20 protein-coding genes are annotated in these 25,612 nt (G+C 66.0%); 8 read left to right on the plus strand and 12 right to left on the minus strand.

Translation table 11 applies throughout. The annotated features are described in order from the left end of the window. Nucleotides 1-3 precede the first annotated feature (3 nt). Nucleotides 4-2,142 carry a putative bifunctional diguanylate cyclase/phosphodiesterase gene (locus ACX17K_RS21675; protein WP_493776393.1) on the minus strand — a complete coding sequence of 713 codons (2,139 nt, stop codon included), beginning with the start codon at nt 2,140-2,142 and terminating at the stop codon, nt 4-6. Nucleotides 2,143-2,258: 116 nt separating this feature from the next. On the opposite strand from ACX17K_RS21675, the gene ACX17K_RS21680 reads away from it, so the two are divergent. Genes ACX17K_RS21680 through ACX17K_RS21690 form a run of 3 tightly spaced genes read left to right on the plus strand, consistent with a single transcriptional unit; the run spans nt 2,259 to nt 10,029 of the window. After that, a complete protein-coding gene (locus tag ACX17K_RS21680; RefSeq protein ID WP_493776394.1) occupies nt 2,259-5,927 on the plus strand; it encodes a response regulator in 3,669 nt (1,222 codons plus the stop codon). Further along, a complete protein-coding gene (locus ACX17K_RS21685) occupies nt 5,924-7,624 on the plus strand; it encodes a chemotaxis protein CheB (RefSeq protein ID WP_493776395.1) in 1,701 nt (566 codons plus the stop codon). Before ACX17K_RS21680 ends, ACX17K_RS21685 begins: the two co-directional genes overlap by 4 nt. Further along, complete coding sequence (locus ACX17K_RS21690) at nt 7,621-10,029, plus strand: response regulator (protein WP_493776396.1); 2,409 nt, start codon at nt 7,621-7,623, stop codon at nt 10,027-10,029. Before ACX17K_RS21685 ends, ACX17K_RS21690 begins: the two co-directional genes overlap by 4 nt. A gap of 76 nt (nt 10,030-10,105) precedes the next feature. Here ACX17K_RS21690 and fabI read toward each other — a convergent pair whose 3' ends face one another. Then, nucleotides 10,106-10,894: an enoyl-ACP reductase FabI gene (gene fabI, locus ACX17K_RS21695; protein ID WP_021476379.1), complete on the minus strand. Its 789-nt coding sequence runs from the start codon at nt 10,892-10,894 to the stop codon at nt 10,106-10,108. Between the two features lie 201 nt (nt 10,895-11,095). Here fabI and trxA point away from each other — a divergent pair, with 201 nt between their 5' ends. The 3 genes from trxA (at nt 11,096) to ACX17K_RS21710 (ending at nt 13,528) form a co-directional block, all read left to right on the plus strand. Next, the gene (trxA, locus tag ACX17K_RS21700; protein ID WP_021476378.1) at nt 11,096-11,422 is read left to right on the plus strand and encodes a thioredoxin TrxA; all 327 of its coding nucleotides are present in this window, start codon (nt 11,096-11,098) and stop codon (nt 11,420-11,422) included. Between the two features lie 126 nt (nt 11,423-11,548). Then, nucleotides 11,549-12,805 (plus strand): transcription termination factor Rho, encoded by a 1,257-nt coding sequence (gene rho / locus ACX17K_RS21705; RefSeq protein ID WP_021476377.1) that lies wholly within the window; start codon nt 11,549-11,551, stop codon nt 12,803-12,805. Between the two features lie 111 nt (nt 12,806-12,916). Then, nucleotides 12,917-13,528 carry a CoA pyrophosphatase gene (locus tag ACX17K_RS21710; RefSeq protein ID WP_493776397.1) on the plus strand — a complete coding sequence of 204 codons (612 nt, stop codon included), beginning with the start codon at nt 12,917-12,919 and terminating at the stop codon, nt 13,526-13,528. A gap of 16 nt (nt 13,529-13,544) precedes the next feature. Here the strand turns inward: ACX17K_RS21710 and ACX17K_RS21715 are convergent, their stop codons facing one another. Both ACX17K_RS21715 and nadC read right to left on the minus strand, forming a co-directional pair. Beyond that, nucleotides 13,545-15,416 carry a sensor domain-containing diguanylate cyclase gene (locus tag ACX17K_RS21715; RefSeq protein WP_493776398.1) on the minus strand — a complete coding sequence of 624 codons (1,872 nt, stop codon included), beginning with the start codon at nt 15,414-15,416 and terminating at the stop codon, nt 13,545-13,547. A gap of 82 nt (nt 15,417-15,498) precedes the next feature. Continuing rightward, nucleotides 15,499-16,338 carry a carboxylating nicotinate-nucleotide diphosphorylase gene (gene nadC / locus ACX17K_RS21720; protein WP_493776399.1) on the minus strand — a complete coding sequence of 280 codons (840 nt, stop codon included), beginning with the start codon at nt 16,336-16,338 and terminating at the stop codon, nt 15,499-15,501. A 129-nt stretch (nt 16,339-16,467) separates the two neighbouring features. Between nadC and ACX17K_RS21725 the strand changes: the two genes are divergently transcribed. Continuing rightward, nucleotides 16,468-17,142 carry an energy-coupling factor ABC transporter permease gene (locus ACX17K_RS21725; RefSeq protein ID WP_493776400.1) on the plus strand — a complete coding sequence of 225 codons (675 nt, stop codon included), beginning with the start codon at nt 16,468-16,470 and terminating at the stop codon, nt 17,140-17,142. Nucleotides 17,143-17,177: 35 nt separating this feature from the next. Continuing rightward, the gene (locus ACX17K_RS21730) at nt 17,178-17,564 is read left to right on the plus strand and encodes an MAPEG family protein (protein WP_493776401.1); all 387 of its coding nucleotides are present in this window, start codon (nt 17,178-17,180) and stop codon (nt 17,562-17,564) included. Here ACX17K_RS21730 and ACX17K_RS21735 read toward each other — a convergent pair. From ACX17K_RS21735 to ACX17K_RS21770, 8 genes are all read right to left on the minus strand, one after another. Next, a complete protein-coding gene (locus ACX17K_RS21735) occupies nt 17,559-18,167 on the minus strand; it encodes an HAD family hydrolase (protein WP_493776402.1) in 609 nt (202 codons plus the stop codon). The two genes, ACX17K_RS21730 and ACX17K_RS21735, sit on opposite strands and share 6 nt — an antisense overlap. Nucleotides 18,168-18,205: 38 nt before the next feature. Further along, nucleotides 18,206-19,231, minus strand: a complete 1,026-nt coding sequence (gene murB, locus ACX17K_RS21740) for a UDP-N-acetylmuramate dehydrogenase (RefSeq protein WP_493776403.1) — start codon at nt 19,229-19,231, stop codon at nt 18,206-18,208. Further along, a complete protein-coding gene (locus ACX17K_RS21745; protein ID WP_493776404.1) occupies nt 19,228-20,625 on the minus strand; it encodes an MATE family efflux transporter in 1,398 nt (465 codons plus the stop codon). Before ACX17K_RS21745 ends, murB begins: the two co-directional genes overlap by 4 nt. 142 nt (nt 20,626-20,767) lie before the next feature. Beyond that, nucleotides 20,768-21,067: a hypothetical protein gene (locus ACX17K_RS21750; RefSeq protein WP_021476368.1), complete on the minus strand. Its 300-nt coding sequence runs from the start codon at nt 21,065-21,067 to the stop codon at nt 20,768-20,770. A gap of 301 nt (nt 21,068-21,368) precedes the next feature. Further along, nucleotides 21,369-22,652 (minus strand): MFS transporter, encoded by a 1,284-nt coding sequence (locus ACX17K_RS21755; RefSeq protein WP_493776405.1) that lies wholly within the window; start codon nt 22,650-22,652, stop codon nt 21,369-21,371. A gap of 163 nt (nt 22,653-22,815) precedes the next feature. Further along, nucleotides 22,816-23,865, minus strand: a complete 1,050-nt coding sequence (locus tag ACX17K_RS21760; RefSeq protein WP_493776406.1) for a type III polyketide synthase — start codon at nt 23,863-23,865, stop codon at nt 22,816-22,818. A 92-nt stretch (nt 23,866-23,957) separates the two neighbouring features. After that, on the minus strand, nt 23,958-24,398 hold the full coding sequence (locus ACX17K_RS21765) for a Zn-ribbon domain-containing OB-fold protein (RefSeq protein ID WP_021476365.1): 441 nt from the start codon (nt 24,396-24,398) through the stop codon (nt 23,958-23,960). Between the two features lie 11 nt (nt 24,399-24,409). Continuing rightward, nucleotides 24,410-25,606: a thiolase family protein gene (locus tag ACX17K_RS21770; protein WP_493776407.1), complete on the minus strand. Its 1,197-nt coding sequence runs from the start codon at nt 25,604-25,606 to the stop codon at nt 24,410-24,412. Nucleotides 25,607-25,612: the final 6 nt, after the last annotated feature.

Below are 25,612 nucleotides of genomic sequence, written 5' to 3' on the forward strand. Positions count from 1 at the left end.
GGCTCAGAAGTACTCCACGCCGGGCAGAGGCTTGGCGTCGGCCTGGCGCAGGATGAAGTCCTCCACCTCGGCGGCAGGCAGCGGCTTGCACAGCAGATAGCCCTGCACCACGTCGACGTGGATGCTGGTCAGGAAGGTCAGCTGCTGCTGGGTTTCCACGCCTTCTGCCACCACCTGCAGGCCCATGCGGTGGGCGAGATAGGCGATGGTGTCGCACAGCGCGCTGCCTTTTTCGTCATTGTTGATGTTGCGGATGAAGGACTGGTCTATCTTCAGCGTGTCCACCGGGAAGCGGGTCAGATAGGCCAGCGCGGAATGGCCGGTGCCGAAGTCGTCTATCGAGCTGTGTATGCCCATCGAGCGGAATTGCTCCATCATGGTGATGGACTGCTGCGGCGACAGCATGGTGCAGGACTCGGTGATCTCCAGCTCCAGATGGCGGGCGGCCACGCCGGTTTCCTTCAGCACGTTGGCGACGAATTCCGGCAGCTCGTGGTCGGTGAATTGCGCGACGCTCAGGTTCACCGCCATCCGCAGCTCGGCGCCGCCCTTGTCCTGCCACACTTTAAGCTGGCGGCAGGCCTCGCGCAGCACCCAGCGCCCCAGCGGCAGGATCAGGCCCGACTGCTCGGCGATGGGGATGAACTGCATCGGCGAGATCATGCCCTTTTTCGGATGCTGCCAGCGCACCAGCGCCTCGACGCCCACCGCGCGTCCGGTGGACAGCTCGACCTGCGGCTGGTAGTGCAGCACCAGCTCGCCATGGTCTATCGCGTGGCGCAGCGATTTTTCCAGTTCGACGCGTTCCCGCATCTGGCGGCCCAGCTCTTCTTCATAGACCTGGATCCTGCGGGTGCCGCGCTGCTTGGCCTGGTACAGCGCCATGTCGGCGCGGGTCAGCAGCTCCTGTCCGTCGGCGCCGTGCGCCGGACCCAGGCTGACGCCTACGCTGGCGGTCAGGCTGAGCATCATTTCGTCCACCGGGAACGGTTCGCTGATGGCATCCAGCACCTGTCCGGCGATGGATTCCGCCTCGGCGGCGTCCGCTACGCGGGTGAGGATGGCCGCGAACTCCACGCCGCCCAGCCGGGCGGCATGGCCCCGCGCGCCCAGCGTTTTCCGCAGCCGCTGCGCGACATGGCGCAGCAGCAGGTCGCCGATGCGGTTGCCGTACACGTCGTTGATGAATTTGAAGTCTCCCAGGTCCACCAGCAGCGCGGCGAACGGCTGGCGCTCTCCGGCGATGGCGAACAAGGCGTTCAATTGCTCCAGCAGGCCGCTTTCATTGTGTAGGCCGGTCAGGGTGTCGAAATAGGCCAGGCGGTTGATTTTTTCCTGGGCGGCCACGCGCGAGGAAATGTCGATGTAGCTGACGCGCAGCAGGTGGCCGGTTTCGCTGGGCAGCTTGCTCAGCCGGACTTCGCAGGGAATGGTGCTGCCGTCCGGGCGCTGGAGGATGCGCTCGAACGGCGCGATCTCGCCTTGCTGCGCCCGCTCGGCGTGAAGGATGACGCTTTCCGCGACGGGCAGGCCGTCGGGCTGCTCCGCCGCGTACAGCGAGGTCGGGCTGGTGCCGACCAGCGCCTGCAGCGTGCGTCCGGTCAACTTCTCCGCCTGCTGGTTGGCGTCGACGAAGCGGCCGCTGTCCAGGTTGTATACCAGGATGGCTTCCGGCGCCTGTTCGATCAGCGCGCGGAAGCGCTGCTCGCTCAGCCGCAGCGATTCGGTCTTTTCTTCCACCAGCTTGCTCAGCCGTTTCTTCAACCGGGCCAGATCGAGGTGGGTGTTGACGCGCGCCAACAGCTCGCTGCGCTCGAAGGGCTTGATGATGAAGTCGACCGCGCCGGCGGCGAAGCCGTCGACCTTGGTTTGCGAGTCGCTGACCGAGCTGAGGAACAGCACGGGAATGTCGCGGGTGCGCGGGTTCTGCTTGAGTTCGCGGCACACGGCCAGCCCATCCATGTCCGGCATGCTGAAATCCAGCAGGATCAGGTCCGGCGGATGTTTTTGCACCAGGTCCAGCGCCTCGGCCCCGCTTTGGGCGGAGCTGACCTGATAGCCCTGAGTGGATAGCAGGGCCACCAGCATCATCAGCGCGGTCATGGTGTCGTCGACAACCAGAATGTCACCTGGCACCGGCATTCGGCTTCTCCCGCAAATAATTCCACCACATCCAGTCTAGTCGTTTTCAAATCCATTAGTAGTATTCCTGATTGTCTACACTTCAACATCGGCATGGCGGCGAATGGGAGAGCGGAGTGAAGCTTACTGTCGGCAAGAACATGGCATTGCTGGTGTTGGCGGCGCTGTTGGGCCTGGCGCTGTTGACCGGACTGGAGCAATACCTGATGGAGAAAGTGTATGACGGCGCCAATTTCGGCAACGTCAACGCGGTGCCCAGCCTCAAGGTGCTGGGCGAGCTGCGGCGCGCGTTCCAGGATTGCAGCACGCAGGCGGGACGGCTCGATTACGACACCGACAAGGGCGAGCGGGCCAAGATAGAAAAGAAGGTCCAGGAGGCCCGCGATGGGGTGAGCAATTCGATCCGGTCTTATGAAACGGACGGCTGCGCCGGCGGCAATTGCTTCGCCGACGAAATAGACAAGTCCTGGCTGGAAAAGGAAAAGCCGGTCTGGCTGCGCTATCAGGCCAGCCTGGACAAGGTGCTGCAGGCGGGCGGCAATGGCGAGCAGGGCGCGGTCAAGGCGCACCAGCTGCTGCTGGCGCTGGACCCGATCTCCGACCAGATGCTTGAGTTGATAGACAAGCATATCGATTACAACATCGTCATCGCCAAGAAGTTTTCCGACGAAGCCGTGGTCACCAAGCGCAACGCCATCGCGCTGACGCTGATCATCTGCGCGGTGATGCTGGTGGCCATCGCGCTGATCGGCTACTGGACCAGCCGCTCCATCCTGGGGCAGCTGGGCGGCGAGCCTTCCGAGGCAGCCGCCATCGCCGCGCGGCTGGCGGAGGGCGACCTGGCGAGCGACATCCTGTTGCGGCCGGGAGACGACAGCAGTCTGATGGCCAGGCTGCAAAGCCTGATCGCGTCGCTGGAGGATCTGGCCAGCCGGGCTTACGCCATCGGCCAAGGCGACTTGAGCCAGGAAGTGAAGCTGGCGTCGGACAAGGACAGGCTGGGCATCGCCATCAACGAGATGATACGGATGCTGCGCGGCGCGCGCGCCGAGGACGAGCGGCGCAACTGGCTGAAGGACGGCTACGGCCAGATTTCAGCCGCGCTGACCGGGGACCTGGCGACCGAGCAACTGGCTGACGCCGCCATCGGCCTGATCGGCCGCTATCTCGACGCCGGGCGCGGCGTGTTCTACCTGTACCGCGAGGACGAGCTGCGGCTGGACCTGGTCGGCAGCTATATGTACACCGAGCGCAACAACCTGGGCGCCAGCTTCGCGCTGGGCGAGGGCGCGGTGGGGCAGGTGGCGCGCGAGCGCAAGCCCATCATCCTGGAAGTGAGCGGCGATGATGCCGCCGCGCCCATCGTCACCGGCACCATGCTGGCCTTGCCGCGCTACACCTACACCTATCCCTTGCTGCACGAAAAAGAGCTGGTCGGGGTGGTAGAGCTGTCCAGTTTCGAGCATTTCGACGAGCGCAAGCTGGAATTCCTGTCCAATGTCGGCGGCATGCTGGCGTCCTTCTTGTTCGTCGCCGAGCAGCGGGTCCACATCCGCAAGCTGCTGGCGGCCAGCGAGGCGGCGGAAAAGGAAATGCGGGAGCAGAGCGAGCAGCTGCGCGAAAGCAATGCGCGGATGGAAGAGCAGCAGCAGCAACTGCAGCAGCAGTCGGAAGAGCTGCAGCAGAGCAACGCGCAGATGGAAGAGGCGCAGCAGCAGTTGCGGCAGCAAACCGAAGAGCTGCAGCAGACCAATGCGCAGATGGAGGAATCGCAGCAGCAGCTGGAACAGCAGAACCGCGAGCTGGAGGAGTCGAGGCTGCTGCAGGAGGCCAGGGCGAAGCAGCTGGACCAGGCCAGCAAGTACAAGTCGGAGTTCCTCGCCAATATGTCGCACGAGCTGCGCACGCCGTTGAACTCCATCATCCTGCTGTCGAAGATGATGGTGAACAACGAGGACGGCACGGTGAAGGACGAGGCGCTGAAGTGGGCGCAGGTGATCCACCGTTCCGGCGAGGACCTGCTGCGGCTGATCAACGACGTGCTGGACCTGTCCAAAGTGGAGGCCGGCCGGATGGACGTGCACCTGGCCACGCTGAGCAGCCGGGACGTATGCAGCGAGCTGCAGGGCATGTTCGAGCATCTGGCGCGCGACAAGGGGCTGGACTTTGTCGTCGACGACAGCCTGAAGAGCGATTTCGTATCCGATCCGGACAAGCTGTCGCAAATCCTGCGCAATCTGCTGACCAACGCGATCAAATTCACCCGCAGCGGCGGCGTCACGCTTTCCATGAGCCGCCACCCGGACGCGGCGCTGCCGATACGCATCAGCGTGCGCGACAGCGGCATCGGCATTCCGGCGGAAAAGCGGAGCGTGATCTTCGAGGCCTTCCAGCAGGCGGACGGCTCCACCTCGCGCGAATTCGGCGGCACCGGCCTGGGCCTCACCATCAGCCTGCGCTTCGCCCAGATGCTGGGCGGCACCATCGAGCTGGAGAGCGAGCCGGGCGAGGGCAGCGAGTTCATCGTCTGGCTGCCTGAGAGCGGCAGGCCGGAAACGGCGGCGGCCGGACCGGTTTCATTGGAGGTGGCGGACGACAGGGCGGCGCTGCGGCGCGGCGACAAGGCCATTCTGCTGATAGACGACGACTCGGTGTTCGGCCAGATGCTGGTGGCGATGAACCGGCGGCTGGGCTACAAGACGCTGCTGGCGCAAAGCGGGGCAGAGGGGCTGGAGCTGGCCGCCGAGCACGGGCCGGCCGGCATTCTGCTGGATCTGGGCTTGCCGGATATGGACGGCACCCAGGTGCTGCATGAGATCAAGACCCGACCGGCGCTGGCGGACATCCCGGTTTATATCGTTTCCGCGCGCGACCGCGACGAGGCGCTGCTGCAGCAGGGCGCCATCGGCTTCCTTCGCAAGCCCGCCAGCGACAAGCTGCTGGCGGCGGCCGAGGCCGAGCTGGTCAAGGCGGTGGGCGGCAAGGAAGGCGGCATCCTGGTGGTGGAGCGCGGCGGCATCAGCCGCGATGAGGTGTCCAAGCTGGTCGGCGGCATCGGCGGCGACATCGTGGCGGCCGCGCCCGACGCCGACTGGAAGGCGCTGCTGAAACGGCACCGCAGCCAGCTGGCGGTGCTGGACCTGGGCAAGGCGGAGGTCGCGGACAGCGTGGCCGTAGCCGAGGCGCTGCGCGGCGTGGATCCCGACATCTCGCTGGTGTTCTACGCCAGCGGCAAGCCCAGCGAGGAGGACGAGGCGGCGTTGCGGGCCTATTCCGACTGCGTGATCGTCAAGACGCCGCAGGCCGGCCAGCGGCTGTTGGAAAACGTGGAGCGCTTCCTGAAGGACGTGCCCAGGCAGCGGGCCGAGCTCAAGGCGCCGATGGCGCCCGCGGGCAGCAAGCTGCTGGCCGACCGGCACGTGCTGGTGGTGGACGACGATCCGCGCAATCTGTTCGTGATCACTGCGGCGCTGGAGCGGCACGGCGCCAAGCTCAACAGCGCGGTCAACGGCCGGCGGGCGCTGGAGTTCCTGCAGCACCAGAGCGTGGACCTGGTGCTGATGGACATCATGATGCCGGAAATGGACGGCTACCAGGCCATTGCCGCCATCCGCGCCAACCCAGCCTGGAAGGACATTCCTGTGGTGGCGATCACGGCGAAGGCGTTGCCGGCCGAGCGCGAGAAGATCCTGGCCACCGGGGCCGACGACTATCTGTCCAAACCGGTGGATTACGACGTGCTGGTGGCCAAGGTGGCGCAATGGTGCGCGGGGCGGGCTAAGTGAGCGTGACGGTGCAGCAGCGCTCCGGCCAGTGCAAGGTCGCCATTCTGGGGCGGCTGGACCGGCAGGAAGACCGCAATGTGGTGCTGGACCTGCTGCGCGCCAATCCGGAGCAGGCGCTGGAGTTGAGCTTTTACGATGCTGATTTATTGTGCGTGGAGCTGTTGTGCGCGATGGCGGACCGGCTGAACGGGGGCGGCAAGCTGAAGATCGTCGCCTACCATGCCTTGCTGGCGCATGGCCTGACGCGGCTGAATCTGCCCGTGCGGCTGGTGTCCGGCCGGACCGCGCCGGCCGACGCGCGGCCAAATCCGCGGGCGCTGGCGCTGGCCGGGTCCGCGCAAAGCCTGGAGTGCATCCTGCACATCGTCGAGCGGCTGCCGATGTCCGAGATGACGGTCTTCGTCGCCCAGCACGTGCAGGAAAACCAGGTGAATCTGCTCGATCAGCTGCTGAAATCGCGCACCGGCTACAACGTGGAAATGCCGCAGCACATGGCGCCGGTGAAAACGGGGACGATCTACGTGGCCCCGCCCGGCCACCATATGCGGGTGGGGCATGGCTATGTTTACCTGACCCGCGACCGCCAGATCCAGTTCGCGCGGCCTTCCATCGACGTGCTGTTCGAGTCGCTGGCCGGCGAGTACGGCGCGGAGGCGATGGCGGTGTTGTTGTGCGGCTTCGGCCAGGACGGCACCGACGGCTGCGCCGCGCTGCGCGCCGCCGGCGCCTGCGTGATCATCCAGGATGGCGGCGAGTGCGCGCCGGCGCGCGTGATGCCGGACGCGGCGCGCAACGCCGGCCATTACGATTACCTGATGAGGCTGCCGGCGATCGCCAGCGTGGTCGCGGCCGCGGCGGCCGGCGCCGAGGCCCAGCCGGAGGGGGAGCTGCTGGAGCTGTTCCTGGCCGCGCTGGTCAGCCATTACGGCTATGATTTTCGCAATTACCAGCGCGACAGCCTGAAGCGCCGGATCCGCAACCTGATGGGGCAGTTCCACATGGGCGGCTTCGCCGATTTCCAGCGCGCGGTGCTGTCCGACGTCGCGCTGTTCGAGCGCCTGTGCGCGGAGCTGCCGGTGGGCGTGACCAGCTTCTTCCGCCATCCAGAGCAGCTGAAGCTGCTGCGCGAGGAGATCCTGCCCTATCTGTCCAGCTTTCCGCTGATCAAGCTGTGGTCGGCCGGCTGCTCCAGCGGCGAAGAGGCCTATTCGCTGGCCATCGTGCTGGACGAGCTGGGCTTGCTGGACCGCAGCCACCTGTTCGCCACCGACTTCAATCCCTATCTGCTGGCCCAGGGCAGCAGCGCGCTGTTTCCCGCCCAGGCGCTGGACGCCAACCGCGCCAACTACCTGGGCAGCGGCGGCAAGCGGCTGTTCGACGCCTATCTGTCCCGCAACGGCCGCTTCCTGCAGGCCGACGATCATCTGCGACAGCGCATCCTGTTTTACCGCCATTCGCTGACCGACGAAGGCATCTTCAACGAATTCCAGCTGGTGGTCTGCCGCAACGTGCTGATCTATTTCGACACCGAACTGCAGCGCCAGGTGCTGCGGCGCTTCGCGCAATCGTTGCATGCCGAGGGCTTCCTGGTGCTGGGGCCGCAGGACGGCCTGAACCGCCTGGCGCTGGACATGGGCTTCGAGCTCTATCGCAGCGGCAGCCATATCTATCGCGTGGGACGGAGCGCCGCGTCATGAGCCGGAAATTCGTGATACTGGTGGTGGACGACAATGGCAACAACCGCGTCACCCTGCAGGCCCTGCTTGGCCGGCTGGACGATTGCGAGGTGCTGGAGGCGGGCTCCGGCGAGGAGGCCCTGCTGATCACGCTGGAGCGGGAGGTCAACCTGATCCTGCTCGACGTGCAGATGCCGGGCATGGACGGCTTCGAAACCGCCAGCCATCTGCAGATGACCGAACGCACGCGCGGCATTCCCATCGTCTTCGTCACCGCCATTTTCAAGGCCGACGAATTCATCGGCCGCGGCTACGGCCTGGGCGCGGTGGATTACCTGATGAAGCCGCTGGACGACAACCTGCTGCTCAACCGCGTCCGGCTGTACCAGAAGCTGCACGAGCGCGAGATGGCGCTGGAGGCGCGCAGCCAGGCCTTGCTGGACGCCAATGCCCAGCTGACCGAGGCGCGCGACGCGGCGGAGGCGGCCAATCGCGCCAAGAGCGAATTCCTGGCGGTGATGAGCCACGAAATCCGCACGCCGCTCAACGGCGTGATCGGCATGACCGACCTGCTGAGGCGAACCCGGCTGGACGAGCGGCAGCGCCACTACGTCAGCGTGGTCCACCGCTCTGGCGAGAGCCTGCTGGCCATCATCAGCGACATCCTGGACTTTTCCAAGATAGAAGCCGGCAAGTTCGAGCTGGACAATCGGCCGTTCTCCCTCAACCTGCTGGTGGAGGAAATCGTCGAGCGGCTGGCGCCGGTGGCCTACGGCAAGGGGCTGGAGCTGATGTGCGCGCTGCCGCTGATGCCGGTGGACGTGGTCGGCGATGGCAAGCGCCTGGGCCAGGTGCTGACCAATCTGGTGGGCAACGCGATCAAGTTCACCGAGTCCGGCCAGGTGCTGGCGCGGGTGGACAGCGTGGCGGAGACGGCGTCGGAGCTGACCTGCCGGATCAGCGTCCGGGATACTGGCATCGGCATCTCGCCGGAGCAGCAGAAGCGGCTGTTCCAGCCCTTCTCCCAGGCTGACAGCTCCACCACCCGGCGCTTCGGCGGCACCGGGCTGGGCCTGGTGATCTCCCAGCGGCTGGTCGGCATGATGGGCGGGAGCATCGAATTGGCCAGCGAGCCCGGCGCCGGCGCCGAGTTCCACTTCACGCTGAGCCTGCCGCGCGCGTCGAGCAGCCTGTCGCCGCCGCCTCCGGCCGACGGCGTGGCGCGGATGAGGGTGCTGGTGCTGGACGACAACGTCACCAATCTGGAGATTCTGGAGCAGCAGCTGGCGTCCTGGAAGTGCCACATCCACGCCTTCCATGAGCCCGGGAAGGCGCTGGACTGGCTGGCGGCGGGGCATGAGGCGGATCTGATCGTGTCGGACATGATGATGCCGGAGATGGATGGGCAGATGTTCTTGAGCCTGGTGCGGGAGCGGTTGGGGACGTCGGCTCCGCCGGCCATCATCCTCAGTTCCGCCGCCGACGACTTCCAGCAGTTGAACGGCGCCGCGCAGCTGGCGCGCCAGGTGTTGACCAAGCCGGTGCGCCGGTCTGAGTTGTACAACGCCTTGTTGCAGCTGGGATCGTCCGTCGCCAGGGTGGCGCCGGGGGAAGAGGGCGGAGACGACGGGCAGTCGAGGCTGAAAGGCCGAGTCTTGCTGGTGGAGGACAATCTGGTCAATCAGGAGCTGGCGACGGCGATGCTGGGAAATCTGGGTTGCGAGATGGAGCTGGCGCGTAATGGCGAAGAGGCGCTGCGCTTGTGGCAGGACGGGGCGTTCGATCTGGCGCTGATGGACTGCGAGATGCCGGTGATGGACGGCTGGCAGGCCACCGGGGCGATCCGGGAGCGGGAGAGGGAGCGCGGCGGCGGCGCGCGCCTGGCCATCGTCGCGCTGACCGCCAACGCCGGCATGGGCGAGCGGGAACGCTGCCTGGAGGCCGGCATGGATGATTATCTGGCCAAACCCTTTACCCAGCAGGAGCTATGGTCGGCGCTGTCCCGCTGGCTGCCTTTGGGCGGGGAGGCACCTGCCGGAGCGGAAGCGGCGGCGGGCGATGCGGAGAGGCGAGATGGCGAATGGCTGGATGCCGGCACGCTGGACGCGATCCGGGGAATCAAGGCGGATTTGCTGCCGCGCATGCTGAGCGCCTGGATGGGCGAGGGGCCGCGGCTGTTGATCGACATTCGGCAGGCGGTGGACGCCGGCGATGGTTCCGGCCTGTTCCGCGCGGCCCACGCGCTGAAGAATTGCGCCGGCAGCGTGGGCGCCCAGCCGCTGGCTTCGCTGTGCCTGGCGCTGGAGCAGTTGGGCAAGGGAGAGGGGCTGGCGCCGGCCGTGGATTTGCTGCCGGAGCTGGAGCGGGCGTTCGGCTGCACCATAGAGGCGTTGCGCGCGCTGGACGAGGGCAAGGGGCTCGATTGAGGGGGAAAGGGACGCGCGGAAATGAAAAACGGCGCAGGCAGTGCCTGCGCCGTCGGCGTCTGGAACGCGGAAGCGTTTATTCTTCCGGCACGTTCAAGGCATTGACGCTGTAGCCGGCGTCGACGTAGGTGATCTCGCCGGTGATGCCGGAGGCCAGGTCGGACAGCATGAAGGCGGCGGCGTTGCCCACTTCCTCGGTGGTCACGTTGCGGCGCAGGCAGGCCTGGCTGGAAGCCATGTTCAGCAGCTTGGAGAAGCCGGAGATGCCCGCGGCGGCCAGGGTCTTGATCGGACCGGCGGAGATGCCGTTGACGCGGATGCCTTCCTTGCCCAGGCTGGCGGCCATGAAGCGCACCGACGCTTCCAGGCTGGCCTTGGCCAAGCCCATCACGTTGTAGTTCGGGATCGCCCGCACCGCGCCCAGGTAGGACAGCGTCAGCAGCGCGGCCTTGCGGCCCTGCATCATCGGACGCGCGGCCTTGGCCAGCGCCGGGAAGCTGTAGGACGACACGTCGTGGGCGATCTGGAACGCTTCGCGGCTCAGAGAATCCAGGAAGTCGCCTTCCAGCGCTTCGCGCGGGGCGAAGCCGATCGAGTGCACCAGACCGTCCAGGCCGTCCCATTGCTTGGCGAGGTCGGCGAACAACTGATTGATCTCGTCGTCGTTCTGCACGTCGCAGCGGTAAACCAGCTTGGAGCCGAAGTCGGCCGCCATTTCGCGGACACGGTCCTCCAGCTTGTCCACCACGTAAGTGAACGCCAGCTCGGCGCCTTCGCGATGACAGGCCTGGGCGATGCCATAGGCGATCGAGCGGTTGGAGATCATGCCGGTGATCAGGATTTTCTTGCCTTGCAGAAAGCCCATTTGGTGTCCTTCACATGTAAACAGCCAGCCATTATACCGAATGCCGGCGATTTGCAGCAGCGTCGTGGAAGCTAAGCGCCGGTTTCGGCAAGGATAACCCCTTGGACATAGGGGGAACGGAACTTTGTGGCGCAGGTTGCCGCCCGCTCCACCGCTTGCTACCATCCCGAATTAAGCACACCCAATTTTGACGAGGAAGCCATGAGCGATCTGATCCTGCACGTAACCGACGATTCTTTTGAAAACGATGTCCTGAAGGCCGACAGCCCGGTGCTGGTCGATTACTGGGCCGAATGGTGCGGTCCGTGCAAGATGATCGCCCCGATCCTGGACGAAGTGGCCAAGGAATACGAAGGCAAGCTGAAAGTCGCTAAGCTGAACATCGACCAGAACGAGCAGACTCCGCCCAAATTCGGCATCCGCGGCATCCCGACTCTGATGCTGTTCAAGGACGGCCAAGTCGCCGCCACCAAGGTCGGCGCGCTGTCCAAGAGCCAGCTGACCGCCTTCATTGACAGTCAACTGTAAAGCGTCTATTCTCCACGCACAATCTTTCATGACGGGTGGCATAAACAAGCCGCCCGTTTCGTTTACGCTTCCACACCCCCGACAGGCGCTCCGCCTCACTACTACCGAGTCGACCTCACGACCGCTATGCACTTATCTGATCTCAAACATCTCCACGTATCCGAGCTCGTTGAAATGGCCATTTCCAACGAGATCGACGGCGCCAACCGGTTGCGCAAGCAGGATCTGATCTTTGCGCTTTTGAAGAACCAGGCCAAGAAGGGCGAGAGCATTTTCGGCGAGGGTACGCTGGAAGTGTTGCCGGATGGCTTTGGTTTTCTGCGCAGCCCGGACACGTCCTATCTGGCGGGCCCGGACGACATCTACGTCAGCCCCTCGCAGATCCGCCGCTTCAACCTGCATACCGGCGATTCGATCGAAGGCGAGATCCGCACGCCCAAGGACGGCGAGCGCTATTTCGCGCTGGTGAAGGTGGATAAGGTAAATGGCGAGGCGCCGGAGAATTCCAAGCACAAGATTCTGTTCGAGAATCTGACGCCGCTGTTCCCGACCGAACAGTTCAAGCTGGAGCGCGACATCCGCGCCGAAGAAAACATCACCGGCCGCATCATCGACCTGATCGCGCCGATCGGCCGCGGCCAGCGCGCGCTGCTGGTGGCGCCGCCGAAGTCCGGCAAAACCGTGATGCTGCAGCATATCGCCCACGCGATCACCGCCAACCACCCGGACGCGGTGCTGATCGTGCTGCTGATCGACGAGCGTCCGGAAGAAGTGACGGAGATGCAACGCTCGGTGCGCGGCGAAGTGGTATCGTCCACCTTCGACGAGCCGGCCACCCGCCACGTGCAAGTCGCCGAGATGGTGATCGAAAAAGCCAAGCGCCTGGTCGAGCACAAGAAGGACGTGGTCATCCTGCTGGACTCCGTCACCCGTCTGGCCCGCGCCTACAACACCGTGGTGCCGGCTTCCGGCAAGGTGCTGACCGGCGGCGTGGACGCCAACGCGCTGCAGCGTCCCAAGCGCTTCTTCGGCGCCGCGCGCAATGTGGAGGAGGGCGGCAGCCTGACCATCATCGCCACCGCGCTGATCGACACCGGCAGCCGCATGGACGATGTGATCTACGAAGAATTCAAGGGCACCGGCAACTGCGAAATCCATCTGGACCGCAAGATGGCCGAAAAGCGCATCTTCCCGGCGATGAACATCAACCGCTCCGGCACCCGCCGCGAAGAGCTGCTGATTCCGCAGGACCAGCTGCAGCGTATCTGGGTGCTGCGCAAGCTGCTGTACCCGATGGACGACCTGGAGGCGATGGAATTCCTGCAGGACAAGATCAAGGCCACCAAGTCGAACCAGGCTTTCTTCGACTCGATGCGCCGCTGAGCGATATCCGCCCAGCCAAGATGCCAGACCATGCCGGTCTGGCATTTTTTTTGGTACATTGGAGACATGTCCGCCGCAAGAGCGGGCGCCGGGAGACAAAAGGATAACGATATGTGGTCCATGGAGGCAGACAAGGCCGCCGCGATGATCGCCGGACGGCTGCAATCCTACGATTTCACCGGCAGGGTCGCCGATCTGCCCTATCGGGCGGCATCGCCCGGCTTGAAGGCGGCCGCGGTGCTGGTGCCGCTGGTGTGGCACGCGGACGGCGCCACAGTGCTGTTCACACGCCGCACCGATCATTTATCCAGCCATCCCGGACAGGTCAGTTTTCCCGGCGGCAAGCTGGAGAGCGGCGACGCGTCGGCCCAGGCGGCCGCGCTGCGCGAGGCGCGCGAGGAGACGGGTCTGCCGGAGTCGTCGGTGCGGGTGTTGGGCAGCTTGCCGGAATACGTGACGGTGACCGGCTACCTGATCACGCCGGTGGTGGGCCTGCTGCATCCGCCGCTGGCGCTGGCGCCGGCGCCGGACGAGGTGGCGGAGGTGTTCGAAGTGCCGCTGCCGCTGCTGCTGGATCGGCAGGCGTACAGCCGGCACGATTATGTCCGCGACGGCGTGGCCGGCCAGTACCTGTCGCTGCAGTGGGACCGGCACACCATCTGGGGCGCGACCGCGGCGATGATGTGGATGCTGGCCGACGCGCTGGGCGGCGCGTCTTTCTAACGCCGGATTTGCCGGTTCACGCTTCTTCCTGATCCGACAGCACCACGTTGCGGCCAGCCTGCTTGGCGTCGTACAGCAGCTTGTCGGCGCGCGACATCATCAGCGCCGGGTTGTCGCCCGGCCGCCAGTCGGTGACGCCGCCGCTGAAAGTGATGCGTTGTTCGACGAAGGGGAAGGTGGTGTGAGTCAGGGCGATCTGCAGCCGGCTCATCACCTTTTGCGCGTCGCGCAGCCGCGTGTAGGGGAAGATCACCATGAACTCTTCGCCGCCGATGCGCGCGTTGATGTCGGTGTTGCGGGTGGTGTCGCGCAGCGCGTTGGCGACGGCCACCAGCACGTCGTCGCCGGCCTGGTGTCCATACTGGTCGTTGAAGCGCTTGAAGTGATCGATGTCGAACACCGCGATGGCCATGGTCTGGCCGTAGCGCTCGCAGCGGCTGATCTCGTCGCGCAGCACCATGTCGGCGTGGCGGCGGTTGTACAGGCGGGTCAGCGGATCGGTGACCGCCATCTCGGCCAGTTGCTGATTGCTTTCGTGCAGCTGTTGTTCCAGCAGCTTGCGGCCGGAGATGTCGTACAGCGCGATCAGCGCCGACGGCTGGCTGTCGTGCCCAAGCCGGCGCAGCGAAACGATCGCCCACAGCCGGCTCTTGTCCTCCATCTCCAGTTCCACCTCCTGTTGCAAGGCTTCCTCTCCCTCGCGCAGCCATTGCTCCACCGGCTGCAGCTTCAAGGGCAGGTTCAGCTCATTGTCGGCGGCCTGGTCGGGATCGCGCGGCGGCAGGCCCAGCATCTCCCGCGCCGGAGAGTTGGCGTGGCGGATGCGGACGGTCTGGGGATTCACCAGCAGCAATGCCAGCGGCGCGGTGTCCAGAATCAGCCTGGCCTGCTCCTCGCTGGCGCGGATGCGCTCATTGCCCTGCAGCAGCAACTGGTGCTGGCGCAGATTGGATAGATGCTTGCGCAGCGCCAGCAAGGTCAGGGCGGCGAGGAACAGCCAGCCCGGGATCGCCAGCCAGGCCTTGTCCCAGACATAGCGGGTGAAGTCTCGCCGAGACAGGCCTACCGCCACCTGAAACGGGTAGTTGCCGGTCTGGCGCATGCTGTACAGCCGCTCGCGGCCGTCGAAGCTGGATGGCGCGTCGAACAGCATCTGCCCCGGATCGTGGGACAGTATCTCGCGCGGCTGCAGCGGCCGGTAGCTTTGCGGGTCGTTGCCGCTGGTTTGCGGCCAGCGCGTCACCGTCAGCTGGCGCTGGTCCAGCACCAGGATCTCGCCGTGCTCCCCCACGGTCAGCCGGCTGACCTCGTCCTGGATGAAATTGTGCTTGATCAGACCGGTGGCCATGCCGATCAGATTGCCTTCGCCGTCGTACAGCTTGTTGGCCAGCACGATGCCGCCGTCGGTGGGGCTATGTATGACCGTGGTGTAGTTGCTTTCCTTGGGGTCGATCCGGTGCAGCCAGCGGCAGAATTCGTTGTGGTGCGGGCGGGGCGCGCCGTCGAGCTTGCTGCTGAACACCGTCTGGCAGGCGGTGTCGACGATTTCGACGCGGCTGAGGTAGGGCGCAAGCTGCAGCAGCTGCTGCAGCTTCTGCGTCAGGCTCTGGCGCGCGCCGGGCTCCAATGAGCCGCTGCGCAGCAGGCGCTGGATTTCGGGAATCTGGTTGCTGCTCTGCAGGATCAGGCCGGCTTCGTGGATGCCGGAGCTCAGCCTTTCCGCCAGCAGCTGACTGAGGCCGCTGGCTTGCCGGCCAGCCTCGGTTTCCAGCTGGCGATAGCTGGTGGACAGGTCCACCGCCAGCAGCGCGAGGGTCACCAGCAACAATAACGCGGCGCCCCATTTGGCGTGGCGGGCGGAGCGGGAGCCGAATCTGCGCGGAGTCATGTCCATGAACGGTGAGGGCTATGCTTTGCTTATAGTAGGCATGATCCCAGTATGACAGTTCTGCTCATGGGTGCGTAGCGCGTTACAGGGTAAAGCGCATGGACAGATCCAGCGCGCGCACGTCCTTGGTCAGCTTGCCCACGGAGATGCGGTCGACGCCGGTGGCGGCGATGGCGCGCACGCTGTCGAGGTCGATGCCGCCCGAGGCCTCTAGCTCGGCGCGGCCGGCGCTGAGCGCCACAGCGCGGCGCATGTCGTCCAGCGACATATTGTCCAGCAGCACCAGCTTGGCGCCGTGGCTCAGCGCCTCTTCCAGTTGCGCCAGGTTTTCCACTTCGATCTGCAGCGTGACGCCCGGCGGCAAGCCGGCCTGCGCCTGGGCCATCGCCTGGGCGACGCCGCCGGCGGCCATGATGTGGTTTTCCTTGATCAGGATGCCGTCGAACAGGCCGATACGCTGATTGGCGCCGCCGCCCACGGTGACCGCGTACTTCTGCGCCAGGCGCAGGCCGGGCACGGTCTTGCGGGTGTCCAGGATGCGGGCGCGATGGCCGGCCGCCGCGTCGACATAGCGGCGGGTCTCGCTGGCGACGCCGGACAGCAACTGCAGGAAATTGAGCGCGCTGCGCTCGGCGGTGAGCAGCGCGCGGGCCGGGCCGCTGATCCGGCACAGCTCGCGGCCCGCTTCCACGCATTCGCCTTCGGCCGCCAGCCACTCCACCGCGCAGCGCGCGTCGACCTGGCGGAAGCACTCGTCGAACCAGGCCTGGCCGCAGATCACCGCGTCTTCGCGGGCGATCACGCGGGCGGCCCCGGTTTTGTCTGCGGCTATCAGCCGGGCGGTCCAGTCGCAGGGGCCGATGTCTTCGGCCAGAGCCAGGGATACGTGTTGGGCGATCAGGTGGTGGGCGGGCAGGGGCATGAAGGTCTCCATCCAAAAGCGTATTGTAACGGCAGGAGCCGGAGTTGGCGCGTCCGCCGGCGGCGAAAGTCCCGGAGGGCGCGCGGGCATCTGTTATGCTGAAGCCCGGTTTCTTTCAATTTGAATGTCATGGATTTGTCCGCATTGCTGTTTGCCGGCTGGGCGCCGTGGCTGGGCGGCGCGCTTGCGGCCGCGGCGCTGGCTTTCGCCGCGCTCCGGGTGCGATGGCGCATGTTGGATCCGGCCGCGCTGAACGCCTGGATGGGGGCTTGCGTTCTGGATCTGGCGCTGTGGCTGCTGCGCGGCGGCCTGCAGCCGGGTTTGTCCTTCCATCTGCTGGGCGCTGCCTTGTTCACTTTGCTGATGGGGCCGTGGCTGGCGATGCTGGCGCTGGCGGCGGTGCAGCTGGCTCTGGCCGCGGCCGGCCACGCCGACTGGCGGGCGTTGGGGCTGAATTGGCTTTTGACGGCGCTGCCCGCGGTGGCGGTGACCGCCGGCATGCTGGAACTGGCGCGGAGGCGCTTGCCCGCGCATTTCTTCGTCTACATTTTCGTCAACGGTTTCCTGGCCGGCGGGGCCAGCCTGCTGGCCGCGGCCTTGTGCGGCGTGCTGGCGCTGGGCCTGGCCGGCGCCTATCCCTGGGACGCGCTGTTGGAGGAGGCGCTGCCTTATTACTTCTTGCTGTCGTGGTCGGAGGCCTTCACCACCGGCTTGCTGCTCGCAGTGCTGGTGGTGTACAAGCCGCGGTGGGTGGCGACCTTTGACGACGGGCGCTATCTTGGAGGCAAGCCGGGTCCCGGCTGAGCGGCGTTTGCCGCTGTCAAAACAAGGAGGAGTCGATGCCGTTCGTGCTATGGAGTCTGTTGTTGGCCGCGGTGCTGCCGCTGATCTGGGCCGGCGTGGCCAAGGCCGGGGTGCGTTACGACAACCATCGTCCGCGGGAGTGGGCGGCGCAGCTGGCGGGCCGCCGCCAGCGAGCCAACTGGGCGCAGCAGAACGCCTGGGAGGCGCTGCCCACTTATCTGGCGGCCGTGACGGCCGCCTGGCTGATGAAGGTGCCGGTGGTGGAGATGAACGCCGCCGCGGCCGTATTCTCGCTGGCGCGCGTCGCGCATGGCCTGCTGTACGTGGCGGACAAGGCGGCGCTGCGCTCGCTGGCCTGGCTGATCGGCCTGCTGGCCGTGCTTTACCTGTTTCTGCGCGCAGGCGGCGTGATCGCCCTATAGCCAGCCCTGCGCTTGCAGCGCGGCGCGGACCTGGGGCAGGCCCGCGGTGTGGAAGGCCTGCCAGCCCTGAGCGCGCGCGGCCTCCACGCATTCGATGTTGTCGTCGAAGAAGGCGATGGCTTCGGGCGCGACGCCCAGGGTCTGCTGGACGTGCTGGTAAATGGCGGCGTCCGGCTTGCGCAGATGCAGCAGATGGGAGGCGAAGGTGTGCCGGAAGTGAGGCAGCAGGCCGAATTCGCGGTCTATCTTGTCCCAGTGCAGCGCATTGTTGTTGCTGAGCGCGGCCAGCGGAAAGCGGCTGGACAGTTCGGCCAGCATTTCCGCTGCGCCGGGGTAGGCGCCGGCCAGCCAGTCGGACAGTTGCCCGAGCATCGCATCGGCGTCCAGGCCCAGCTGCAGGGTGTCGGTCATCGCGGCGGCGAACTCGCGCGGCGCGCATTCGCCCAGGTCCAGCTTGGCCACCCAGGGACTGTCGATCCAGAACCGGCGCGCCTGTTCGCGCTCCAACCGGCCATCCGACAGCCGCAGCAGCGGGTCGATGCCGTTCCAGTCCACCAATACGCCGCCCAGATCGAATACCAGAACTTCCGCTTGCTTGCTCATTTGCTCTCCAAAGACACTGCGTTGTCGGGGCTGGGCGCTTACAGGATCAGCGGTTCCGGCTCCAGCGCCACGCCGAATTTCTCTTTTACCGAGTCCTGTACCTTGCGCGCCAGCGCATGCATTTGGGCGCCGGTGGCCTGGCCGTGGTTGACCAGCACCAGCGCCTGTTTGTCATGCACGCCGGCGTCGCCGTCGCGATAGCCTTTCAGCCCGCATTGATCGATCAGCCAGCCGGCGGCCAGCTTGATTCGGCCGTCGGCGGCGGGGTAGTGCGGCAGTTGCGGGTGGCGTTCCAGCAGCGCGGATGCCTGCCCGGCGTCGACGACCGGATTCTTGAAAAAGCTGCCGGCGTTGCCCAGCACGGCGGGGTCGGGCAATTTGCTTTGGCGGATGGCGACCACCGCCCGGCTGACGTCCAGCGGCGTCGGCTGGGCCACGCCGTCGGCCTGCAGCTGTTTCTGGATGTCGCCATAGCCGGTGCGCAGATCGGCGCGGCGCGATAGCCGGAAGCGGACCGCCGTCACCAGCAGCCGGCCGGCGGCCTCATGCTTGAACACGCTGTCGCGGTAGCCGAAGCGGCACTCGGCGTTCGACAGCGTCAGCGTCTCGCCGTTCCGGTCCAGCTGCGCGCAGACCACTTCCAGCAGGCAGTCCTTCACTTCGACGCCGTAGGCGCCGATGTTTTGCACCGGGCTCGCGCCGACTGTGCCCGGGATCAGACTGAGATTTTCCAGGCCATACCAGCCCTGGGCCAGCGCGTATTGGACGAAGCCGTGCCAGTTCTCGCCGGCCGCGGCCTCGACGATCACCTCGTCGCCGTTCTCGCTCAGCAGGCGGATGCCCGCCAGCGCCACCTTGATGACCAAGCCGGGGTAGTCGCGGGTGAGGAGCAGATTGCTGCCGCCGCCCAGCCACAGCGCCGGGCCTTGTTGGTATAGCGGATGCGCGAGCAGGGCGGGGAGATCGGCCGCATCGTCGAGCTGGCAAAAGTGAGCGGCGCGGGCGGCCATGCCGAAAGTGTTGTGGGAGCGCAGGTCGACATCCGCGCGAAACTGCAGGGTCATAGCAGGATTCCTTGGTCGCGGTGCAGCCGCTTGCGGCTGGCGCGGGCCAGATAATAGGTCAGAAGCAGGCCGGCCACGGTCAGGCTGATCACCAGCGCGGTCCAGAAGCCGTAGATGCCCATCCGCGGCACGATCCAGTCGGTCAGGCCCAGCAGCATGCCCAGGCCCAGGCCCACAATCCAGAACGAAGTGATGTGGATCAGCATAGGCACGGCGGTCAGCTTGTAGCCGCGCAGCGCGCCGGAGGCGATGGTCTGGGCGGCGTCGGTCAGCTGATAGACGGCGGCGAACAGCAGCAGCGTGGTGCCCATCGCGATCACTCTGGGATCGGTACTGTACATCCACATGATGGGTTCGCGCAGCAGCAGCACCAGCAGCATCGCGCCGCCGGCCATCGCCAGGCCCATCAGCATGCCGACGCCGGAGATGAAGCGGGCGGCCTTGTAGTCGCCGGCGCCGGCGTGGTGGCCGACCCGCACCGACAGCGCGGTGGCTACGCTTTGCGGCAGCATATAGATCAGGCTGGAGAAGTTCAGCACCGACTGGTGGGTGGCCACGACCACGGTGCCCAGTTCGGCGATCAGCAGCGCGATGAAGGAAAACAGGCTGACTTCGACGAAGAAGGACAGGCCGATGGGCACGCCCAGTTTCAGGAAGGCGAGGAATCGGCGCCAGTCGGGCGCGGCCAGCCCGGACAGGATGCGGTGGCCGCGGAAGTTGCGGTGCCAGCTGACATAGGCGAGCAGCGCCAGGCAGTTGAACCAGAACGCGATGCCGGTGGCCCAGCCGCAGCCGGCGCCGCCCATCTTGGGCATGCCGAACAGGCCGTGGATCAGGATGTAGTTGAGCGGAATGTTCAGCGCCAGCGCCAAGAGGCTGACCACCATGATGGCCTTGGGGTGGCCCAGGCTGGAGGCGTAGGCGTGCAAGGCGCGGTGGATCATCGCCGCAGGCATGCCGACGGCAGCGCCGGTGATGAACAGCATCACCTTGTCGGTGACCTCGGGCGGCAGATGCAGCCAGTGGCGCAGCGGCGCTTCCAGCGCCAGCATCAGGCCGCCGCCTAGCGTGCCTAGCAGCAGGCCGAACCATAGGCCCTGGGCCGCGTCGCGGCCGAAGGCGCGCTGGTCGCGGGAGCCCAGGTGGTGGGACAGGATGGGATTGAGCGCGGCGACCACGCCCATCAGCGTCACATAGGCGGTGATGAACACGCTGGCGCCCAGCGATACCGCGGCCAGGTCGTCGGTGCCGACGCGGCCGGCCATCACGGTGTCGACGAAGCTGGTGGCCACCTGGGCGATCTGGGCCACCATCATCGGCAGCGCGAGGGCGGCGATGTGACGCGCTTCGGCCAGAATTTCGGCGCGCGAGGCGCGGTTGAGTTCAAACAGCATGCTGTCCTGCGGATTTGAGGCAGAAACTGCCGATTATAGCCGTCTCGTCCGCATACTGTCTGCATAAGGACGGCCAAGCCCCGTGGACATGGCCGCCACGTTGCGCTACGGAGTATAGACCCAGGCGCTTGGCAGGTCGCGCTTAGAACCGCACCGGCGGATCGCGCCGCAGATCGCAGCTGATGATCAGCTCGCCGCCGAAGCGGGTATTGATCGCCAGCGCGTCGGCCAGGCTGATGTCGCGGACGGTCAGTTGCTGTTCGCAGCGGTCTATCTCATAGCCCTGGTCGCGGGCGAAGGCGGCGAGGTCGTGCAGGGCGCTGTCGTCGCCGGACGGCAGCGGTGTGGCGCTCAGGCTGCCACAGAGGGGGCGAGGTCTTCCCACGGCATCAAAAATCGCAAAAGAGAAATCGGTATAGCTGTCTTGCAGGCAGTCGTACATTTTGGCTCTCCCAGGTTCGGTCGCGCTGCGCGTGCCGGGCCTGGATGGCCGGCGACGCTTTAGCAGGATTTTTCGGCGCCCTGCAAGTTGTCATTAACTCGGCGCCTGAACCGATCCGAAACCTCCTGCGGGAGAGCATGCCCCGGCCAGCCATGAAAAAACCCGCTGGCCATGTAAGCGCAAGCGGGTTGATCCGGATACGCTTTAGCTGGCATTTATCAAGCGCCCGCAAGCTGTGTCAAATCGGCGCATGAGCATTAGATTATGCCGATGGCAGCGGGCTGTCAACACCGCTTTTCCGCTAGCCCCGCTCCGGCAGCGCGCGGACCGCCGGCGGGATTTCATCCGGTATCGGCAGGCTGGAAGGTTCTTCCCTGGGCCCCTTCAGCCGCGTGGACAGCGCCAGGCCGCCCAGGCTGCCGCCCAGCGCCACGTAGAGGATGGCGGGCAGACCGAAGCGGGTGGCGACGAAGCCGGCCAGCGCCGGCGCCGCGCCGCCGCCCAGCACCTCGCCCAGTCCCACCACCATGCCAGTGGCGGCCGGCAGCAGCGCGGCGGGCACCGATTCCCCGGTGAGCGGGCCAACAGTCAGGCAGGTGAGGCTGCAATTGAAGAAGGAAATGCCGAACAGCAGGATGAACAGCAGCCAGGGCTGGGCCGGCGCCAGCTTGAGCAGCAGCACCAGCGCCGCGCTGGCGGCGAACGACAGCATCACCGCCGGCTTGCGGCCATAGAGGTCGGACAGGCCGGGCACGATCAACTGGCCGATGAAGCCGCCGATGCCGATTGCGGAGATCACCGACGCCATTTCCATCGTCGACAGCCGCAGGTGGTCGGTCAGGTAGTTGGGCAGCATCGCGCACAGCACGAACTGGCAGGCCAGGATGCAGAACATCAGCAGCACGTTCAGCCGGATATTGCCCAGCCGCAGCAGCTGCCGCCACGGCAGGGGGGCGTCGGCGGGCTGGCCGGGCGCGGGGGGCAGGTGGCCGAGCTCCGGCCGGTAGTGGCGCTGGATCAGCCAGGCCAGCAGGAAGCCGGGCAGCGCCACCACCGCGAACACGCCGCGCCAGGAGTGCAGCGTTTCCAGCAGCCAGACGGCGATCAGCGGCCCCAGCGCCAGTCCCAGCACCGGAAACAGCGCTTGCTGCACGCCCAGATTGAAGCCGCGCCGGTCCGGGTGGGACACCTCGGTGGCGACGGTGATGCCGGCGGGCGTGAACAAGCCTTCGCACACGCCCATAAGCGCGCGCAGCGCCAGCAGACCGAACAGGCCGCCCGCCAGCGCCGATAGGCCGGACAGAGCCGAAACCAGAAGCAGCGAGCCGACCAGCACCGTTTTGCGGCCCAGGCGGTCCACCATGCCGCCCACGGTCAGCGCGGCCAGGCCCCAGGCCATGGCCAGCGCGGCGGACAGATTGCCCAAGTCCTGATAGTTCATCTGCAGATCCCGCATGATGACCGGGAACAAGGGCAGGATGATGAAGCGGTCCAGCCCGACCAGGCCGAAGCCCAGCGACAGCAGCGCCACCATGATGGTTTCGTGTCGCCCGGCGCCGGGGCCGGGCAGCATTGGCTTGTTCATCGCGTTTTCCTGAGGCGTCGCCGACGGGCGCGCCTGCCCGCGGCCGCCCGCATCGATCGGGAGCCGATGGCCGGCGGCGGGCCGTGGCGGGAGTGGCGAAAGGGAAGGAGACGACGGGAGAGGACAGGCGCGCCGTTCTGGCGCGCCTGTCAGGCGGATGGCCTCAGGCCGCCCACTGGCCCACCGCCATTTCAGCGGTGAAGCCCGGGCCGAAGGCGGCCAGCATGCCGATCGAGCCCTCTTCGGTGTTGGCGGCGAAGCGGCGGCTCAGCACGTCGAACACCACCACGCTGGCGATGTTGCCGGCTTCGGACAGGCTGTTGCGGGAGTGGGCCACCTTCTCGGCCGGCAGCTCCAGCTTGTTGACCAGTTCGTCCAGAATCTTGCGGCCGCCGGTGTGGAACACGAAGAAGTCGTTGAACGAACATTGCTGGTTGTACACCTGCTGGTTCAACTCCTCCATCACCGGCGCGACGTCCTTGATCGAGTTCATCACCGCCTTGTCCAGCGTGAAGTGGAAGCCGGTGTCCTTTACGTCGTAGCGGATGAAGTGCTCGCTCTTGGGCAGGAAGAAGGAGCGGGTGCCCTTGATGTGGAAACCGGCGGCGTCGTCGTCGGCGCGCACCACGCATGCCGACACCGCGTCGCCGAACAGCGCGGAGGAGATGAAGGCGTGCAGCTTGGTGTCGTCAGGCTGGTAGCACAGCGATGAGAATTCCAGCGACACAATCAGCACGTGGTTGCGGCCGCCCAGGCTGGCGAAGTCGTGGGCGCGGTTGATGGCGGCGGCGCCGGCGACGCAGCCGAGCTGGGCGATGGGTAGCTGGATCGTCGATTGCGCCATGTTCAGGTCGTTGATCAGGTGGGCGGTCAGCGACGGCATCATGAAGCCGGTGCACGAGGTGACGATCACCATGCGGATGTCTTGCGGCGTCAGGCCGGCGCTTTCCAGCGCCTGCAGCGCGGCCTTGGACGACATCGCCCGCGCCTCGCGTTCGTAGACGATGCTGCGGTGGGTGAAGCCGGTGTGCACCGACAATTCGTCGATCGGCAGCACCAGGTGGCGGGTGTTCACCTCGGTGTTCTGGATCATCCTGCGCGCCAGCGGCAGGCGCGGGTGGTCACCGTGCAGTTCTTCCAGGTGTTCGATCATCTGAGCCTGGGTGATCTTGTATTGCGGAAACAGCACGGACGGTTGGCAGAGCGTGGACATGGTGCGGACCTCTATCTATCGGGGTTGAGTGGCTATGAGGGTGGTATTGCTTGTTTTCCGGCCGGGCGGACCATAGTGGCCGCCCGGCGCGATCAATCTTCCAGCACGAACTTGTAGGCGTATTGCCAGGCCAGGTTGCTCTCGCGCACATGCTTGCGGAGCACCATGCGCACGCGGGCGCCGATCTTCAGCCGGGACGGGTCGAGCACGTCCACCACTTCGGACGCGAGGCCGATGCCGTCGTCCAGCTTCAGCATCGCCATATGGCGCGGCACGGTTTCGCCGTAGCCCATGCCGGCGAGGATGGGGTTGGCGGCTTCGGACAGCGCGACGATGACGCCGGCGCGGGCGCAGCGGTAGGTTTCCACGCTCAGCGAGTTGCAGGCGCCGCACACGCTGCGGCGCGGGAAGAAGATTTCACCGCACGCCTTGCAGCGCGTGCCTTCCAGGCGGTACTTGCCGCCATGCTCGCGCCATTCGCGCAGCATGCTGGCCGTGGTCATGCGGTGGATGTGTTCCGGATACAGAGACATGCTGACGCTCCTTATTCGTTGCCCAGTACGATGACCGAGTTATGGGCGGCGTAGCCGCCGAGGTTCTGCGAGACCGCGATGCGCGCGTTCTTCACCTGGTTGTCGGACTCGCCGCGCAGCTGGCGGAACAGCTCGGTGATGTGCAGGATGCCGTCGCAGCCGGAGGCGTGGCCGCGGCCGATGTTGCCGCCGTCGGTGTTCAGCGGCGTTTCGCCGTCGATGGCGATGCCGCCTTCCAGCACGAAATGGCCGGCCTGGCCGGGCTTGCAGATGCCCATCGACTCCATCTGGATCAGGCCGGCGCCCAAGAGGTCGTAGACCTGGGCCACGTCGATGTCCTTGGCGCTGATGCCGGCCTTCTTGTAGGCGATCTCGGCGCAGGCGACCGAGTTGGCCGACAGCGCCATGCCGGTGTCGGTGGCGAGGCCGGGGTGGCGCAGCGTCGGATTGTGGTAACGGGTGCCGAAGTAGTGCGACACGCCGGTGTAGGCGCAGCCTTTGATGAACACCGGCTTGTCGGTGTACTTGTGCGCCAAGTGCTCGGCCACCAGGATCGCGCAGCCGCTGGCCTCGCCCCAGGCCAGCATCGAGCCGTGCGCCTCGCTTTTCTTCAGCTCTTCCAGCGAGGGGATGGGTTGGCCGTAGCGGGTGGCGGTCGGCGTGTTGTGGGCGTAGACGCGCATCTGGCGGCCGAAGGCGGCCAGCACGTCGGCTTCGCGGCCGGCGTAGCCGTAGCGGTGGAAGTATTCCGAGGTGGCCAGCGCGAAGGCGTCGGTGTGCGAGATGCCCAGGAAGTAGTCGTACTCGCACTCGGTGCTGGAGCCGATGTACTCGGCGTAGTTGAAATGGTCGGTCATCTTCTCGAAGCCGCCGCACAACACGATGTCGTACTCGCCGGATGCGACCATCTGGTGGCCCATCTGGAACGATACCGAGCTGCTGGTGCAGTTCGAGCTGGTGATGAAGGTGGGGGCGGGGCTGACGCCCAGCGTGTCGGAAATGGTCGGACCCAAGCCGCCGTACTCCGAGATGCCCTCGCCGTGGTAGCCATAGGCCACGCCCTGGATTTCGCGGGCGTCCATGCCGGCGTTGGCCAAGGCCTGATAGGACGACTCGACGATCATTTCCTTGAAGGTTTGGCGGACCCGGCTGCTGCCCGGCTTGGGCGTGTAGGCCGCGGCCACGATGGCGACGCGTCGTGCGCTCATATTGGT

Source organism: Chromobacterium sp. INPA-IVC (assembly GCF_059047085.1).